Raw genomic sequence first — 14,832 nt, 5'->3', positions numbered from 1 at the left:
CCATGGGACCGTTACGGGGTGCCTCGGCCGCGCTTGCGACGGTACGGATCACCGCCATCGCCAGCCTGACCCCGCTGGAGGAGCTGGAGTCCGACCCCTTCCTGGTCGACTCCCGCAGCCAGCACGCCATGTGCGCCCGCTGGGCCGCCGAGCAGGGCTTCGTGGTCACCCGCGAACTCCTTGTCGGCGGCCTGCGCTTCGACCACGGCGCCCTCTGGGACGGCGTACGCCCCGGCGTGGACGTCTTCGTCGCCCCCAGCAGACGCGTGCTGGAACGCGCGCTGTCCTCGGTGGAGGAGTTCACCGCCGAGTGCGCCCGGCGCGGGGTCCGCGTGGAGACCGTGGGCAGCGCCGAACCCGCGTACGACGCCCGGATGAAGGCGCGCGTGCACCGGCGGCTCTCGATGCCCACGGCCGGGTACGACGGCAAGTAAGCCGTCCCGACGCCTCCGGCCGGTATGACAAGGTGGGGGGCAGGCCCCGCGGGGCGGGCCGGGACGTGAGGTGCGCGGGGCGTGGGGTGGCGACGGGTTGCCGGTCAGATCGGCCGGAGCGTCACGGTGTGGGCGGTGTCCACGCTCACCATGCTCGTACTCGCCGGACTCCTCCCCGACTTCCGGCTCCAGGCGCCCGACGGCGACAGCGCCACCCGTATCGCCGTGACCGCCGCCTGCGGCGCGGGGGCGTTCGGTCTGCTGTCGGCGCTCGTCTGGCCGGTGCTGGTGCGGATGCTGCTGCTGGTGCCCGCCCTCTTCCTCGGCCTGCTGGTCTTCTTCCTCAACGGCTCCCTGCTGCTGCTCGCCCTGCGCGTCAACCCCTCCGGGCGGGGCGAGGTGGCACCCGAGACCGCCGTCATCGTCGCCGCCGTGATGTCCGCCGTGGCCTCCGCGACCGGCGGCGCGCTCGCCGTACGCGACGACGACGCCTACCGGCGCCGCCTGCTGCGTCTGGCCTACCGGCGCCGAAGGGCCACCCTGCCCTGCGCGAGCACGCCCGGCCTGGTCTGCGTCCAGCTCGACGGCGTCGGCCACGACGTGCTCACCGGCGCCGTCCGCGACGGCCTGATGCCCACCGTCGCCCGCTGGCTCGCCACCGACGGCATCATCCCGCCCACCCACCGGCTCACCGCCTGGCGCACCGACTGGTCCAGCCAGACCGGCGCCAGCCAGCTCGGCATCCTGCACGGCAGTACCTTCGACGTGCCCGCCTTCCGCTGGTACGAGAAGGACCGCGGCGAGGTCATGGTCTGCAACCGCCCCACCTCGGCCGCCGAGTTGCAGCGCCGCGCCATGGCCCGCACCGGCGAGGCCGGGCTCCTCGCCGTCGACGGCGCCAGCCGGGGCAACCTGTTCAGCGGCGGCGCCGGGGAGCAGGCCCTCGTGCTGTCCATAGCCACCCGCCGCCGGGGCCGGGAGAACCGTTCCCGCGCCGGGTACTTCGCCTACTTCTCCGACCCGGCCAACGCGGTGCGCACCGCGCTGTCCTTCTTCGCCGAGATCGGCCGCGAGATCGGCCAGTCAACCCGCGCCCGGTTCGCCGGACAGCACCCGCGCGTCGGCCGGGGCGGCCTCTACCCGTTCGTCCGCGCCTTCGCCACCGTCGTCGAACGGGACGTGGTCGTCACCGCCGTGATGGGCGACCTGCTCGCCGGCCGCACCGCCGTCTACGCCGACCTCGTCGCCTACGACGAGGTCGCCCACCACTCCGGCCCCGACAGCCGGGACGCCCGTCAGGTCCTCAAGCGCCTCGACCGCTCCCTCGCACTGATCGAGAAGGCCGCCGAGCACGCCCCGCGCCCCTACCGCCTGGTCGTCCTCTCCGACCACGGCCAGAGCCCCGGCGAAACCTTCCGCTCCCGCTACGGCCTCACCCTCACCGACCTCGTCCGCGCCGGCAGCGGACTGCCCGTGCCGCGCGGCGCCGGACGTACCCCCAGCGGCGCCGAGGCCCGCGCCGCCGTACGCGCCGCCCTGGGCCGAGACGACTCGGAGCCCGGCCCCGCGCCGCGCTCCGAGCCCGTCGTACTCGCCTCCGGCAACCTCGGCCTGATCTCCTTCCCGGACGTCCCGCACCGGATGACCAAGGAGGAGATCGACGCCCGCCACCCGGCGCTGCTCCCCACCCTCGCCAACCACCCCGGCATCGGCTTCCTGCTGGTCCGCAGCGCCGAGCACGACGGCGTGGTCCTCGGCCCCTGCGGCACCGAGATCCCGCTGGCCGAGCTGGACGACCGGCCGGGGCCGCTGGCCCGCTTCGGCCCCGGCGCCGCCGACGCCGTGCGCCGGACTCATGCCTTCCCGCACACCGCCGACATCATGGTCAACTCCTGGCACGACCCGGCCACCGGGCAGATCCACGCCTTCGAGGAGCAGATCGGCTCCCACGGCGGCCTCGGCGGCGCCCAGTCCCGCCCGTTCCTGCTCTCCCCGCTCACCCTGTCCATGCCCGAGGAACACGGCGAGGCACTGACCGGCGCCGAGCGCGTGCACGGCGTACTGCGCCGCTGGCTCGGGGAGTTGAACGGCCCCGAGGTGCCGCTCGACGCGGACCCCGAGCGCCGGGCGGCCTGAGCACGCGGACCTGTCCTCACGGTGCCGTGACCTCGGATGTGATCGGATGGGGGGGGTACGGGGGCACCAGGACCCGGAACACGGGAACACACGCGAAAGGAACCACCGTGGCTACCACGCGCACCGCACACACGGTCTGGGAAGGCGAACTGCTGTCGGGCAGCGGCACCGTCACATTCGACTCCTCCGGCATCGACTCCCAGCCGGTGTCGTGGCCGTCGCGCGCCGAGCAGGCGAACGGCCGCACCAGCCCCGAGGAGCTCATCGCCGCCGCGCACTCGAGCTGCTTCTCCATGGCCCTGTCGCATGGCCTGACCGGCGCCGGCACGCCGCCCACCCGGCTGGAGACCAAGGCCGACGTCACCTTCCAGCCCGGCGAGGGCATCACCGGCATCCACCTCACCGTGCGCGGCGAGGTCCCGGGCCTGGACGCGGACGGCTTCCGCGCGGCCGCCGAGGACGCCAAGAAGAACTGCCCGGTCAGCCAGGCCCTGACCGGCACCGACATCAGCCTCACGGCCGAGCTGGCCTGAAGCCTGTGGCCTGATCCTGTGGGCCGCCGGTGCCGCGTCACGCGCGCGGCACCGGTCACAGGCTCTCGCGGAACTCCCGCAGCAGCTTCTGGGTGCGCTGCGCGGAGGCCGCCCGCGCCGTCATGTGGTCCAGCACCTCCAGGTGTGCGGCCACCTCCTCGCGCGAGTCGAGGTAGAGCGCGCCGGTCAGATACTCGGTGAACACCATGTCCGGCAGCTCCCGTTCGGCGAACCGGAACAGGGTGAAGGGGGCGTACGTCCCTGGATGCGGGCCCGCCGCGAACTCCGCGAGCTGGAGGGTGATCCGGTCCCGGTCGGCGTACTCCAGCAGGTGGTCGAGCTGGTCGCGCATCACCTCGGAACGGGTGCTCACCGGCCGCCGCAGCACCGTCTCGTCCATGATCACCCACAGGTGCGGCCGGTCGTCCCGCTCCAGCAACTGCTGCCGCTCCAGGCGCAGCGCCACATGCCGCTCCACCGTCTCCGCGCCGTGCTGCCCGATGGTCCCGGCCTCCAGCACCGCCCGCGCGTACGCCTCGGTCTGGAGCAGGCCGGGGATGAAGTGCGGCTCGTAGGAGCGGATCAGGCGGGCGGCGCCCTCCAGGCTCACGTACAGGCTGAACCAGTCCGGCAGCACGTCGTGGAACCGCTGCCACCAGTCGGGCCGGTTGGCCTCCTCGGCCAGCCCGACGAACGTGGTGGCCTCCTCCTCGCCCACCCCGTACGCGGCCAGCAGCGCCTGCACGTACGGGATCTTCAGCGCGACCTCGGCCGTCTCCATCCGCCGCACGGTCGCCGAGGCCACCCGCAGCACCCGCGCCGCCTCGTCCCGGCTCAGCCCGGCCGACTCCCGCAACTCCTGCAACCGCCGCCCGAGCACCACCTGCCCCACAGTCGGAGCGGCCCGCCGCTCACTCACACCCCACCCTCCCTGACCACCGACGCATGCGGGCAGTGTGCCACGCGAGGGTTCTTCGCGCAGGGGGGATCAATCAGCCACCTGGGGAAGGGAGTTGGCCGAGTCGGGGAGGGTAGGGGCGGTGCCGGCGGGCACACTCAAGTCTGTGCTCGACTACGACAAGGAAGCCGAGTCCTACGACGATCTCCGTGGCGGCGAGCCCCGTGCCCGTGCCGCCGCCGACGCCGTCCTCGGGCTGATCCCGGACCGCGAGGGGCGCCTGCTGGACAACGGCTGTGGCACCGGCATCGTCACCCGCCGGCTGGCCGAGGCGCGGCCCGGGTCGCGGGTCACCGGGGTGGATCTCACGAGCGCCATGGTCCACCGGGCCGCCGCCCGGCTGCCCGGTGCCGTGGTGCGCGCCGACAGTCGCCGACTGCCCTTTCCCGACGGTGCGTTCGACGTCGTCACCAGTGTGTGGCTGCTGCATCTGCTGGACGATCCGGCCGATCTGCGGGCCGTGCTCGGGGAGTGTGCGCGGGTGCTGCGGCCGGGCGGGACCTATGTGACCACCGTCGACAAGGCGAAGGCGCACGACGTCGGCAGTGACATCGACGCCGTGCTCGGTCCGCGTCCCAGGCGGCCCGCCGTCGACGACCCGGCCAAGGTGGACGCGTACGCCGCCGAGGCCGGGATGGTCAGGACCGGTCAGGCGCGGTTCACCGGCGTCGGACAGGGGCGCAGCCCGCGTCGGGCCGTCAGGGACCTCCGGCGCGGCTGGTTCACCCTGCTGCCGCCCGGTGAGCCGCGTACCGAGGAGTTCGCCGCCCGGCTGGCACGGCTGCCCGACCAGGACCGGCCGCGCGCGGACCCCGTCTTCACCCTGCACGCCTATCGGCGGTCCGGATAGGAGTGGTGTCCGGCCACACATCCGGGCGCCGGTTCAGCACCGCGGCCACCATGGGGCGGGACGACACCAGTACATCGGCGAGGAAGCGGGACCGGCTCATCCCCAGCGCCCGCAGAGCCCGGCCGTGGTCGGCGACGACGATCAGGCAGGCTCCGGCCAGCAGCCCGCGCCACAGCTCGAGCAGCGGACGCCGTACCGCACGCGGCAGTTCGGCCACCGAGTCGTGCAGCCGGGCGCAGTGGAACGGTATGTGGCGTTCCTCGTCCGCGAGGATGCGAGCCGCCACCTCCGAGGTCAGGGCGTCACCACTGCCGTCGCGCAGGGCGCGGTAGTAGCGCAGGGCCACCACCTCGGCGACCATCAGCACCAGCAGCTCCAGACGCAGGCCCATCAGCCGGCGCACCCGGACGAACGCGGTGTCGGTCCAGTGCCCGGCCAGCGTCGGCATGTCGCCCGCCGCCAGCAGCAGGGCGAGGAGACGGGCGTGGTTCTGCTCCTCGGCGATGAACAGCCGTACCGCGCGGGCGTATTCGGGGTCTGCGGCCTCGTCGGCCTTGGCGGTGAGGTTCGCGCCGTCGCCGTCCTCGCCGGTCTGGAAGCGCTGGACGCTCGCCCACACCGCCGGGTCCAGGCGCGCGGCGCGTGTCCAGTCCGGGTCGGCCCGCGCGACCCTGCGCTCCCGCTCCGCCTCGAAACCGTCCGCCCACTGCTCGAACCCGCTCATCCCGGCCCCCTCCTCCGGCACGACCCTCGCGCCTTGCTGACCCAGGACGCGGACCGGTGCCGAACCGTTCCGCCTCACTGCGGGCTTGCCGTATCGGCAACAGCGCTTGCCGTCTGACACCGCCCCGTCGCACGCTGGGCGCAGCCGGAACAGAGCCGGGGAAGAGAGGCTGACCAGCATGGCGCACGACCACCACCACCACGCACCCGCCGGGCACGGACACGCGCACGGGCACCACACCGACATCGACTGGGCCGAGATGGGCCCGGTGCTGGAGTCCCAGGCGGAGCTGCTCGCGCCGCTGTACCGGGAGGCGATGGGCTGGCTCGCCGAGGAGACCCCCGAGCCGGGCCTGATCGTGGACGCGGGCAGCGGACCCGGCGTCGTCGCCTGCCTGTTCGCCGAGGAGTTCCCCGGCGCCCGGGTGACCGCCGTCGACGGCAGCGGCCCCCTGCTGGAGCGCGCCCGCGACCGCGCCGCACGCCTCGGCGTGGACGGCCGCTTCTCCACCGTCACCGGCGAACTCCCGGACGCGCTCGACGAGTTGGACCGCCCGGCCGATCTGCTGTGGGCCAGCCGCAGCCTGCACCACCTCGGGGACCAACGGGCCGGACTCGCCGCGTTCGCGGAGCGGCTCGCCCCCGGCGGCACCCTCGCCCTCCTCGAAGGCGGACTCCCCGCCCGCTACCTGCCCCGCGACATCGGCATCGGCCGCCCCGGACTCCAGTCCCGGCTCAACGCGGCCGAGGAGGAGTGGTTCAGCCGGATGCGCGCCGAGCTGCCCGGCGCGGTCGCCGAGCCCGAGGACTGGCCCGCCCTGCTCACCTCGGCCGGCCTGAAGCCCACCCGTACCCGCACCTTCCTGCTGGACCTGCCCGCCCCCGCCGACGAGGCCGCCCGCGACTACGCCGCCGCCTACTTCACCCGGCTGCGCGACGGCCTCGGCGACGCCCTGGACGCCGACGACCGCGCCACCCTGGACCGCCTCCTCGACCCCGCCGACCCGCAGAGCCTGCACCACCGGGCCGACCTGTTCGTGCTGGACGCGTACACCGTCTACACGGCCGTACGCCCCCGCTGAATCAGTTCTCGGTGAGGAACTGCCGGGCCAGCCGGTCCCCGAGCGCGACCGCGGCACTGTGGCTCTCGATGGGGGAGACCCGCGAGTCCTTGAACAGGATGTACGTCACCCCCGACTCGGCGCCCCCGGTCGCCGGGTCCGGGTCGATACCGAGGGCCTCGGCGGTCGCGTACGACGCCTCGCCGATGATCTCCTTCGGGCCGGTGTCCCCGACGACGGCGTACTCCACCTGGTCGCCGTGGACGACGGCCACCACACCGGCGCCCCCGATCCCGGCCGCCGCGGGGTCCCACAGCGCGCTCTTGCCGGGTACGACCACGTAGGGCAGCGTGTCGGCGCGCAGGGGCTTGCCGTCGGACTGGTGGAAGGCGGTGTCGTCCTGGTACCAGGGGTCGCGGTCCTCGTTGCAATGAGTCGTCCGCTGCCCGTCGCAGTCCACGTCCAGGTCCGCCTGCCAGGACACCGCGCCCTTCAGCCCGCACACCGGGACGGTCGCGGGGCTCTCGGCGTCGGTGCGGTACAGGCCGTCGGAGATCCGGTCGCACGTGCGCACCTTCGCCAGCAGGTCGGCCGCGGAGACCGTGCCCTCCCGCGCCCGCCTCGGCGCATCACCGTAGGCGGCGGCCAGGGCCGCGGCGCACAGCAGGACGGTCCCGGCGGCGGTGGCGAGACCCAGTGGACGAAGACGCACGGCGCGGAGTCCTTCGGTCGGCGAAGCTCGGCGTGGCGCACAGGGCCGCCCGCCCCTGCGCGGGGACGGGCGACCCTGTGGCGTACGGGTGTCAGACCATGTCGAACGTGGCCGGGTCGGGACCCAGCCGCTTGTCCTCGTTCAGCGCGTTGATGGCGGCGAGGTCCTCGTCGTCCAGGCTGAAGTCGAACACCTCGATGTTCTCCTTGATCCGCGACGGCGTCACGGACTTCGGGATGACGATGTTGCCGAGCTGGACGTGCCAGCGGAGCACGACCTGCGCCGGCGTACGCCCGTGCTTCCGGGCGATGGCGACGATCGCCGGGACCTCCAGCAGCCCCTTGCCCTGGCCGAGCGGCGACCACGCCTCGGTGGCGATGCCCTGCTCGGCGTTGAACTCCCGCGCCGCGCGCTGCTGGAGCTGCGGGTGCAGCTCGATCTGGTCGACCGCCGGGACGACGGACGTCTCCGCGATCAGCCGCTCGAGGTGCTCGGGGAGGAAGTTGGACACGCCGATCGCGCGGACACGGCCGTCGGAGTACAGCTTCTCGAACGCCTTGTAGGTGTCGAGGTAGTTGTCCCGCGCGGGCAGCGGCCAGTGGATCAGATAGAGGTCGAGGTAGTCGAGACCGAGCTTCTCCAGCGACGTGTCGAAGGCACGCAGGGTGGAGTCGTACCCCTGGTCGCTGTTCCAGAGCTTGGTGGTGACGAAGAGGTCCTCGCGGGGCACGCCGGACGCCGCGATGGCCTTGCCGGTGCCCTCTTCATTGCCGTAGATCGCCGCGGTGTCGATGCTGCGGTACCCGGTCTCCAGCGCCGTGGTGACCGCGCGCTCCGCCTCGTCGTCCGGGATCTGCCAGACGCCGAAGCCGAGCTGGGGCATCTCGACACCGTTGTTGAGGATGATCGGGGGGACCTTGCTGCTCACGATCCTATGATCCTTCGGTTGTGGACAGGTGGTACACCCATCGTCAACGATCACGGGCCGGGATGCATTCCTGACCTGCCGGTCAAGAGCGGTAGAGGGCTTCCACCTCACGCTCGTACGCCTTCTCGATCGCCTTCCGCTTCAGCTTCAGCGACGGCGTCAGCAGCCCGTGCTCCTCGGTGAACGGCTGGGCCAGGATGCGGAACGTACGGATCGACTCGGCCTGCGAGACCAGCGTGTTCGCCGCGACCACCGCCCGGCGCACCTCCGTCTCCAGGTCGGCGTCGCGCACCAGCTCGGCCGGGGTCGGGCGGGGCTTGCCGCGCATCTGGAGCCAGTGGTCGACGGCGTCCTGGTCCAGGGTGACCAGCGCCGCGATGTACGGGCGGTCGTTGCCGACGACGATGCACTGGTTGACCAGCGGATGGTCCCGCACCCGCTCCTCCAGCACACCGGGGGAGACGCTCTTGCCGCCGGAGGTCACGAGGATCTCCTTCTTGCGGCCGGTGATGGTCAGATAGCCGTCCTCGTCCAGCGAGCCCAGGTCACCGGTGGCGAGCCAGCCGTCGTGCAGGGTCTCGTCGGTCGCCTTGGGGTTGTTGAGGTAGCCCTGGAAGACGTTCCCGCCGTGCAGCCAGATCTCGCCGTCGTCGGCGACGTGCACCGTCACACCGGGGACGGCCTGGCCGACCGTGCCGTAGCGGGTGCGCTCGGGCGGGTTGGCGGTCGCGGCGGCCGTCGACTCCGTCAGGCCGTAGCCCTCGTAGATCTGCACGCCGGCGCCCGCGAAGAACAGGCCGAGGCGGCGGTCCATCGCCGAGCCGCCCGACATCGCGTTGCGGATACGGCCGCCCATCGCCGCGCGGACCTTGGAGTACACCAGCTTGTCGAAGAGCTGGTGCTGCATCCGTAGGCCCGCCGAGGGGCCGGGGCCGAGGCCCCACGCCTTGGCCTCCAGCGCCTCGGCGTACTTCACGGCCACCTCGACCGCCTTCGCGAAGGGCGTCGCCTTGCCGTCCTTCTCCGCCTTGCGCCGGGCCGAGTTGAACACCTTCTCGAAGATGTACGGCACCGCCAGGATGAACGTCGGCCGGAACGCGGCGAGGTCCGGCAGCAGGGCGGCCGCGTGCAACTGCGGCTGGTGCCCGAAGCGGACCCGGCCCCTCAGCGCCGCGACCTCCACCATGCGGCCGAAGACGTGGGCCAGCGGCAGGAAGAGCAGGGTGGACGCCTCGTCGCCCTTCTTGGAGTGGAACACCGACTCCCAGCGGCGGATCACCGTGTCCGCCTCGAACATGAAATTGCCGTGCGAGAGGACACAGCCCTTGGGGCGGCCGGTGGTGCCCGAGGTGTAGATGATGGTGGCGGTCGAGTCCGGGGTGACCGCCTTGCGGTGCCGGTGCACCACCTCGTCGTCCAGGTGCGCCCCCGCGTCGTACAGCTCCCGTACGCAGTTGGCGTCGAGCTGCCAGAGCTGGCGCAGCCGGGGGAGGCGGCCGATGACCGTGGCGATCGTCATCGCGTGGTCCTCGTGCTCCACCACGGCGGAGGTGACCTCGGCGTCGTGCAGCATCCAGAAGCACTGCTCGGCGGAGGAGGTCGGGTAGATCGGCACCACCTGGGCACCGATCGTCCACAGCGCGAAGTCGAACAGGGTCCACTCGTAGCGGGTGCGGGACATGATGGCGACCCGGTCGCCGAAGCGGACGCCCTGGGCGAGCAGGCCCTTGGCGAGGGCCACGACCTCGTCACGGAACTCGGCGGCGGTGACGTCCCGCCACTGCCCATGATCGTCCTTGCGGCCCAGGGCGATGTGCAGCGGGTCGGTGCGCGCGTTGTCGAAGACGGTGTCGGCCAGGCCACCCACCGGCGGCTCCGACTCCATCTCCGTCACAGGGTTGGTGAACTCGCGCAAACCTCGCTCCCCCCTTGCTCGCTCTTCCTCGCTCCTCCGTCACGGACCCGCGACGCTCCGCACAGCGCCGTGAAAGCTACCCCACCGAATGGCCGGATGGGAGGGGTCCGGAAACCGGCCAAACCTCACGTACCTCACGGACAGCACCCGGAAAATCCCCGCACATGCGGAAGGTCCGGACACGATACTGACGGGTCGGTACGTACCCCGGTCGTAATCTCCACCGAATCTGTACGGGCCGGTCACGGGGTGGGGCGTGGCGGAGAGGGGGTGGGGAGGCTGTCGGTCACTGCCACAAGGGCGCCGGGACAATATGCGCCAGTCGGCAGGGGCCCATCGCGGAGAGTAATCGCAACTCCCGCGCCCCTCAGCCGCCCCGTCGGCGCAGCCGCTCCCCGCCCGCCAGGATCGCCGCCGCCAGCGCGTTCGCCGCATCCTCCGTCGCGCCTCGCGCGCGAGCGTGGGTCAGGGCGAAGTCGACACGGCCCAGGTCCGGCAGGCCGGCCCGGTCCGGTACGCGTACCAGGCCCGGCGGGATCAGGTGGCGGGAGTGGGCCATGACGCCGAGGCCGGCTCGGGCGGCTGCGATGAGGCCGTTCAGGCTGCCGCTGGTGCATACGATCCGCCAGTCCCGGCCCTGCGCCTGAAGCGTTTCCAAGGCGCGGGCGCGGGTGATGCCGGGTGGGGGGTAGACGATCAGGGGGACGGGGCGGTCGGGGTCCAGGCGGAGGCGTTCGGTGCCGATCCAGACCAGGTCGTCCCGCCAGACCAGGCGGCCGCGCGGGTCCTCGGGGCGGCGCTTGGCCAGGACCAGGTCGAGCTTGCCCTCGGCCAGGCGCTCGTGGAGCGTGCCGGACAGCTCCACCGTCAGTTCCAGGTCGACCTCGGGGTGGTCGTAGCGGAAGCCCTCCAGGATCTCCGGGAGGCGGGTCAGGACGAAGTCCTCGGAGGCGCCGAACCGCAGCCGACCCCGTACGCGCGGCCCGGAGAAGTACGCCGAAGCCTGCTCCTGCACCTCCAGCAGCCGCCGCGCGAAGCCCAGCATCGCCTCGCCGTCGCCGGTCAGCTCCACCGAGTGGGTGTCCCGTGCGAACAACTGGCGGCCCGCCGCCTCCTCCAGCCTGCGCACATGCTGGCTCACCGTCGACTGCCGCAGTCCCAGCCGCCGCGCGGCCTGCGTGAAGCTGAGCGTCTGCGCCACCGCGAGGAACGTACGCAGGTGCGTGGGGTCGTACATGGCGGCAGCCTAGCCCGCTCATCACGAAACGCGATCGCAGTCAGAGCGGTATGCCGGATTCCGTGATCGGCGCCGACCAGGCACGATGGAGGTCGTCCGCCCCACACGAGACGCTACGGAGTCCTGTGAAACGCCGGCTGCCCATCGACCCGTACATCGCGCTGCTCCTCGGCACGGTGGGCCTGGCCGCGCTGCTGCCCGCGCGTGGCGTCGCCGCAGACGTGGCCTCCGGTGCCTCCACGGCCGCCATCGCCTTCCTCTTCTTCCTGTACGGCGCCCGCCTCTCCACCCGCGAGGCGATGGACGGGCTCCGCCACTGGCGGCTGCACCTCACCGTCCTGGCCTGCGCCTTCGTCGTCTTCCCGCTGCTCGGACTGGCCGCGCGCGCACTGGTCCCGGCGCTGCTGACCCAGCCGCTCTACCAGGGTCTGCTGTTCCTCACCCTGGTGCCGTCGACGATCCAGTCCTCCATCGCCTTCACCTCCATCGCGCGCGGCAACGTACCCGCCGCCATCTGCGCCGGCTCCTTCTCCTCCCTCGTCGGCATCGTCGTCACCCCGCTGCTCGCCTCCGTACTGCTGGGCAACTCCGGCGGCGGCTTCTCCGCCGACTCGCTGCTGAAGATCGTGCTGCAACTGCTGGTGCCGTTCCTCGCCGGGCAGCTCCTGAGGCGTTGGATCGGCGGTTTCGTGGCGAAGCACAAGAAGGTGCTCGGGCTGGTCGACCGCGGCTCGATCCTGCTGGTCGTCTACACCGCGTTCAGCGAGGGCATGGCCCAGGGCATCTGGCACCAGGTGAGCGCCCCGCGGCTCGGCGCGCTGCTCCTCGTGGAGGGCGTCCTGCTCACCGTGATGCTCGCGCTGACCTGGTACGGAGCCCGGGCGCTCGGCTTCGGCCGGGCCGACCGCATCGCCATCCAGTTCGCCGGGTCGAAGAAGTCCCTCGCCTCCGGACTCCCCATGGCCAGCGTCCTGTTCGGCGCCCACGCCTCCCTCGCCGTGCTGCCGCTGATGCTCTTCCACCAGATGCAGCTCATGGTGTGCGCGGTCATCGCCAAGCGCCGCGCCCGCGACCCCGAGGAACCCCCGGCCGCGCACGCCCCGGTGCCCCGCCCCCGCGTCCGGCCGAACGGACGCGAGGCTTCGTAGACGTCCGAACGCGTCTCGTTCACGGACCCGTTGACCCGGATTTCCGGCACGGACAGCCCGCGAGGGGTAACGTTCCGTCATGACCGCAGCCCCCGTACTCGACCCCCGGCGCACCGCCCTCGTCCTCGTCGACCTCATGGACCGCCTCGTCGCGCTGCCGCTGGAGCCCCGCAAGGGCGCCGAAGTGCTCACCGCGTCGGAGGAGCTGGCGAAGCGCTGCCGCGCCGAGGGCGCACTCGTCGTACTCGTCCGGGTCGAACGGCCCACCGTCGCCGAACAGCCGCCAGGCAGCGGTCTGGTCACCGGGCTGCGGCACGACGGCGACCTGGAGGTGGTCAAGCGGACCATCGGCGCGTTCCAGGGCACCGGGCTGGACGAGCGCTTGCGGGCCCGTGGCATCGACACCCTGGTCCTCGGCGGCATCGCCACCAACCTGGGCGTCGAGTCCACCGCCCGTGCCGCCGCCGACCTGGGCTATGACCTGGTCTTCGTGGAGGACGCGATGGCCGCGTTCACGGCCGCCGAGCACGACGCGTCGGTACGGCTGGACTTCCCCCGCCTGGGCACCGTCACCACCGTCGGACGGCTGGGCTTCGAGGCCGTACGGGACTGAGGACTTTCCGGCCACCAGCACCTGCCACCGACCGCCCGACGCACGGAGCCGACCGTTCACCGCAAACGCGCCGCGCCCCACCTTCTCAACCCACCCGCCCCGACCTACCGTCCGGCCCCATGAGCAGCCCCCCTGTCGCGCCCCCGGGCTGGAGCCGCTGGCTCGTACCGCCCGCCGCGCTCTCCGTCCACCTCTCCATCGGCCAGGCGTACGCCTGGAGCGTGTTCAAGCCACCCCTGGAATCCGCGCTGCACCTCGACGGCACCCAGAGCGCGCTGCCGTTCCAGTTGGCGATCGTGATGCTCGGGCTGTCGGCCGCGTTCGGCGGCACCCTCGTCGAGCGCAACGGCCCGCGCTGGGCGATGACCGTGGCCCTGATCTGCTTCTCCTCCGGGTTCCTGATCTCCGCGCTCGGCGCGCAGACCCAGCAGTACTGGCTGATCGTCCTCGGCTACGGGTTCGTCGGCGGCATCGGTCTCGGCATCGGCTACATCTCGCCCGTCTCCACCCTGATGAAGTGGTTCCCGGACCGCCCCGGCATGGCCACCGGCATCGCCATCATGGGCTTCGGCGGCGGCGCCCTGATCGCCTCGCCGTGGTCGGCCCAGATGCTGGAGTCCTTCGGCACGGACCACCACGGGATCGCGCTGGCGTTCCTCGTGCACGGGCTGGCGTACGCCGTGTTCATGACCCTCGGGGTGCTGCTGGTCCGGGTGCCACGGCCGGACGGGCGTACGGAGAGCGGTCCGGGCACCGCCGGGAGCGTCCAGGTCTCCGCCCGCAGCGCCCTGCGCACCCCGCAGTTCTGGTGCCTGTGGGTCGTGCTGTGCACCAACGTCACGGCCGGGATCGGCATCCTGGAGAAGGCCGCCCCGATGATCACGGACTTCTTCGCGGACAGTTCCACCCCGGTCTCCGTCTCGGCGGCGGCAGGCTTCGTCGCGCTGCTGTCCGCGGCCAACATGGCGGGGCGGATCGGCTGGTCCTCCACCTCCGACCTCATCGGCCGCAAGAACATCTACCGCGTCTACCTGGGCGTCGGCGCCCTGATGTACCTGGTCCTCGCGCTGTTCGGGGACTCGTCCAAGCCGCTGTTCGTCCTGTGCGCGCTGGTCGTCCTCTCCTTCTACGGCGGCGGCTTCGCCACGGTCCCCGCGTATCTGAAGGACCTCTTCGGCACTTACCAGGTCGGCGCCATCCACGGCCGGCTGCTCACCGCCTGGTCCACCGCGGGCGTACTCGGACCGCTGATCGTCAACTGGATCGCCGACCGCCAGGAGGCGGCGGGGAAGGACGGGCCCGCGCTGTACGGGCTCTCCTTCTCCATCATGATCGGCCTGCTCCTCGTCGGCTTCGCCGCCAACGAGCTCATCCGCCCCGTCCACACCCGTCACCACGTCCCCGCCGCGAAGGAGGCCCCCGATGCCCAGCGAGAGCAGCCCGCCTGACCGGCGCGCCCTGATTGCCCTCTCCTGGCTCTGGGTGGGCGCGCCGCTCGCCTACGGGCTGTACGAGCTGGTGCGGAAGGCGACGCAGCTCTTCACGGGGTGAGACCACGGGTGCCCGGCTCCGTGCCGGGCCCCG

General features: G+C 72.3%; 15 protein-coding genes. 9 read left to right on the top strand and 6 right to left on the bottom strand.

What is annotated here, in order from left to right; translation table 11 throughout:
• Positions 1 to 2: 2 nt before the first annotated feature.
• From OG448_RS05455 to OG448_RS05445, 3 genes are all read left to right on the top strand, one after another.
• Positions 3 to 434, top strand: a complete 432-nt coding sequence (locus tag OG448_RS05455) for a hypothetical protein (protein ID WP_405551784.1) — start codon at positions 3 to 5, stop codon at positions 432 to 434.
• An 81-nt stretch (positions 435 to 515) separates the two neighbouring features.
• Entirely contained in the window at positions 516 to 2,570 is a 2,055-nt protein-coding gene (locus OG448_RS05450) for a phage holin family protein (RefSeq protein WP_405551783.1), read from the top strand.
• A 107-nt stretch (positions 2,571 to 2,677) separates the two neighbouring features.
• Positions 2,678 to 3,103 (top strand): OsmC family protein, encoded by a 426-nt coding sequence (locus OG448_RS05445; RefSeq protein WP_405551782.1) that lies wholly within the window; start codon positions 2,678 to 2,680, stop codon positions 3,101 to 3,103.
• Between the two features lie 55 nt (positions 3,104 to 3,158).
• On the opposite strand, the gene OG448_RS05440 is transcribed toward OG448_RS05445, so the two are convergent.
• Positions 3,159 to 4,022 carry a helix-turn-helix domain-containing protein gene (locus OG448_RS05440; protein WP_405551781.1) on the bottom strand — a complete coding sequence of 288 codons (864 nt, stop codon included), beginning with the start codon at positions 4,020 to 4,022 and terminating at the stop codon, positions 3,159 to 3,161.
• Between the two features lie 145 nt (positions 4,023 to 4,167).
• Here OG448_RS05440 and OG448_RS05435 point away from each other — a divergent pair, with 145 nt between their 5' ends.
• Complete coding sequence (locus OG448_RS05435) at positions 4,168 to 4,911, top strand: class I SAM-dependent methyltransferase (protein WP_405551780.1); 744 nt, start codon at positions 4,168 to 4,170, stop codon at positions 4,909 to 4,911.
• Here OG448_RS05435 and OG448_RS05430 read toward each other — a convergent pair.
• Positions 4,880 to 5,635: a ferritin-like domain-containing protein gene (locus tag OG448_RS05430; protein WP_405551779.1), complete on the bottom strand. Its 756-nt coding sequence runs from the start codon at positions 5,633 to 5,635 to the stop codon at positions 4,880 to 4,882. The two genes, OG448_RS05435 and OG448_RS05430, sit on opposite strands and share 32 nt — an antisense overlap.
• A gap of 178 nt (positions 5,636 to 5,813) precedes the next feature.
• On the opposite strand from OG448_RS05430, the gene OG448_RS05425 reads away from it, so the two are divergent.
• Positions 5,814 to 6,716, top strand: coding sequence for a class I SAM-dependent methyltransferase (locus tag OG448_RS05425; RefSeq protein ID WP_405551778.1), 903 nt, complete (start codon positions 5,814 to 5,816; stop codon positions 6,714 to 6,716).
• 1 nt (position 6,717) lies between these two features.
• On the opposite strand, the gene OG448_RS05420 is transcribed toward OG448_RS05425, so the two are convergent.
• The 4 genes from OG448_RS05420 to OG448_RS05405 form a co-directional block, all read right to left on the bottom strand.
• Positions 6,718 to 7,407: a glycoside hydrolase family 75 protein gene (locus OG448_RS05420; RefSeq protein ID WP_405551777.1), complete on the bottom strand. Its 690-nt coding sequence runs from the start codon at positions 7,405 to 7,407 to the stop codon at positions 6,718 to 6,720.
• 91 nt (positions 7,408 to 7,498) lie between these two features.
• The gene (locus tag OG448_RS05415; protein ID WP_405551776.1) at positions 7,499 to 8,335 is read right to left on the bottom strand and encodes an aldo/keto reductase; all 837 of its coding nucleotides are present in this window, start codon (positions 8,333 to 8,335) and stop codon (positions 7,499 to 7,501) included.
• Between the two features lie 82 nt (positions 8,336 to 8,417).
• The gene (locus OG448_RS05410) at positions 8,418 to 10,250 is read right to left on the bottom strand and encodes an AMP-dependent synthetase/ligase (RefSeq protein WP_405551775.1); all 1,833 of its coding nucleotides are present in this window, start codon (positions 10,248 to 10,250) and stop codon (positions 8,418 to 8,420) included.
• 367 nt (positions 10,251 to 10,617) lie between these two features.
• The gene (locus OG448_RS05405; protein ID WP_405551774.1) at positions 10,618 to 11,487 is read right to left on the bottom strand and encodes a LysR substrate-binding domain-containing protein; all 870 of its coding nucleotides are present in this window, start codon (positions 11,485 to 11,487) and stop codon (positions 10,618 to 10,620) included.
• 137 nt (positions 11,488 to 11,624) lie between these two features.
• Between OG448_RS05405 and OG448_RS05400 the strand changes: the two genes are divergently transcribed.
• From OG448_RS05400 to OG448_RS05385, 4 genes are all read left to right on the top strand, one after another.
• Entirely contained in the window at positions 11,625 to 12,635 is a 1,011-nt protein-coding gene (locus tag OG448_RS05400) for a bile acid:sodium symporter family protein (protein WP_405558699.1), read from the top strand.
• A gap of 79 nt (positions 12,636 to 12,714) precedes the next feature.
• Complete coding sequence (locus OG448_RS05395; RefSeq protein ID WP_405551773.1) at positions 12,715 to 13,248, top strand: isochorismatase family protein; 534 nt, start codon at positions 12,715 to 12,717, stop codon at positions 13,246 to 13,248.
• 119 nt (positions 13,249 to 13,367) lie between these two features.
• Complete coding sequence (locus OG448_RS05390; RefSeq protein ID WP_405551772.1) at positions 13,368 to 14,696, top strand: OFA family MFS transporter; 1,329 nt, start codon at positions 13,368 to 13,370, stop codon at positions 14,694 to 14,696.
• Complete coding sequence (locus tag OG448_RS05385; RefSeq protein WP_267881266.1) at positions 14,671 to 14,799, top strand: hypothetical protein; 129 nt, start codon at positions 14,671 to 14,673, stop codon at positions 14,797 to 14,799. Before OG448_RS05390 ends, OG448_RS05385 begins: the two co-directional genes overlap by 26 nt.
• The last annotated feature ends 33 nt before the right edge of the window (positions 14,800 to 14,832 follow it).

The organism is Streptomyces sp. NBC_01171, assembly GCF_045039805.1.
Taxonomy (GTDB): Bacteria; Actinomycetota; Actinomycetes; order Streptomycetales; family Streptomycetaceae; genus Streptomyces.
The sequence above is the reverse complement of the archived record's forward strand: the minus strand, read 5'-3'. Positions and strand labels throughout refer to the sequence as shown.